The sequence below is a fragment of the Teichococcus deserti genome, assembly GCF_001982615.1.
GTDB classification, from domain to species: domain Bacteria; phylum Pseudomonadota; class Alphaproteobacteria; order Acetobacterales; family Acetobacteraceae; genus Pseudoroseomonas; species Pseudoroseomonas deserti.
Genome location: NZ_MLCO01000475.1, coordinates 1 through 1,464, shown reverse-complemented (window position 1 = coordinate 1,464; position 1,464 = coordinate 1). Strand labels below are relative to the sequence as shown.

The following is a 1,464-nucleotide window of genomic DNA, read 5'->3' as shown; positions in this document are numbered from 1 at the left end:
CCCTTCCCGCCCCCGCCGGAGAGCGAGATGACCGAAGCCGGCATCGCTCCGCGCGGCCTGGAGTCCTTCTCCCTCGCCGAGATCCCGGTGCCGCCATCCCCCCTCGCCTTCCTGGGTCTGCTGGGCTGGCCCTGTTTTGTCGCCGGCTTCCTGCTGATAGCCTCGCCGCTGGCGCTGCTGCTGCCGGGCGAGGCCGTCGGCACCAGCGCGGCGATTGGCGGCAGCCTGGCGGCAGCGGCGCTGGCCCTGGCCGGCGGCGCGCTGGCCATGCGCCGTGTCGTCGAGGAAGCGGGCTCGGCCCTGGCTGTCCAGGACCTGCCCCACGCGATCCGCGCCGTGCTGCAGGAGGAGCGGCGCCAGACCCACCAGGCCAGCCAGGCGCTCAGCCGCGCGGTCACCACCGGCGCGCAGCTCTCCAGCCTGGCCCGCGCCGTCGAGAAGCAGCTGAAGGAAAGCCTGGCGCAGGCTCCGGCGCTGGAGCCCGCCATCGCCCGGCTGGCCGGCCTGGTCGAGCGCGCCGAGGCGGCGCAATCCGGCCTGCCGCAACGGTTGGAGACGGTGCTGTCCCGGCTGGAAAGCGCCATCCCGGCGCAGGCGCTGTCGCGCATCGAGGATTGCGCCCGGCAGCTGAGCACCGCCGGCGCCGGCCTGCCGGCGCTGACCGAGGCCGCGGCGCAGATCGGCAGCGAGACCCGCCGCCTGCAACGCGCCGGCGTTGCCATCGATTGGCTGGAGGAGATCACGGCGCAGCTGGCCACCGCCCCCGCAGCCCCCGCCGTCGGCGTGGCGACGATGCCGGCGCCGCTGGAAGGCGCGCTGGCCGGGCTGGCGCAGAGCCTGACCGGGCTCGCCCGCAACGAGGCGAGCCTGGGCGACGCCGCCCGTTACCTGACCGAGACCACCGACCGCTATGCCGCCATCACCGGCCAGCTCGAGACCCATGCCGTCCGGCTGCAGGCGATGATCCGCATCAGCGGCGAACGTGATCCGCGCGCCGAGGTGGCGCCGCTCTGCGCCGCCCTGGAGCAGCAGATCACCGCGGCCGAGCAGCTCGGCCAGCGGCTGGACCAGACACAGCAGCAGATGGTCGAGGCCCTCGCCATCGCGGCCGAGGTCGCCGCCAGCCAGGCCGCGCCGCCGCCCGATCCCGCCGCCGCCGGCCCGCGTATCCTGGGGGAGCTCGAGCATGTGGCACTGACGCCGGCCGCCCGCGGCGCGCTGCAGGAGCTCGGCCGGGTGGAGACCCATGCCGGGCAGCTGCTGCAGCAGGCGGAGGCGCTGACGCGGGAGGCCTGGCCGATCGCCCTCAGCCAGCGCGCGCCGGAACTGCAGGCGGCACTGCACCGCCAGGCCGAGCGGCTGCAGCGCGCCGCCCGGGCGCTGACGCCGCGCGACTTCTGACCGTCCGACTTCTGACCGCCTCGACTTCTGACGTCAGAAGTCGAGGCGGTCAGAAGTCGGACG

1 protein-coding gene is annotated in these 1,464 nt (G+C 75.3%); it reads left to right on the top strand.

What is annotated here, in order from left to right:
* A partial coding sequence (locus BKE38_RS29210) for a coiled-coil domain-containing protein (protein ID WP_207553724.1) occupies window positions 1–1,401 on the top strand: 1,401 nt, incomplete at its 5' end.
* Window positions 1,402–1,464 lie beyond the last annotated feature (63 nt).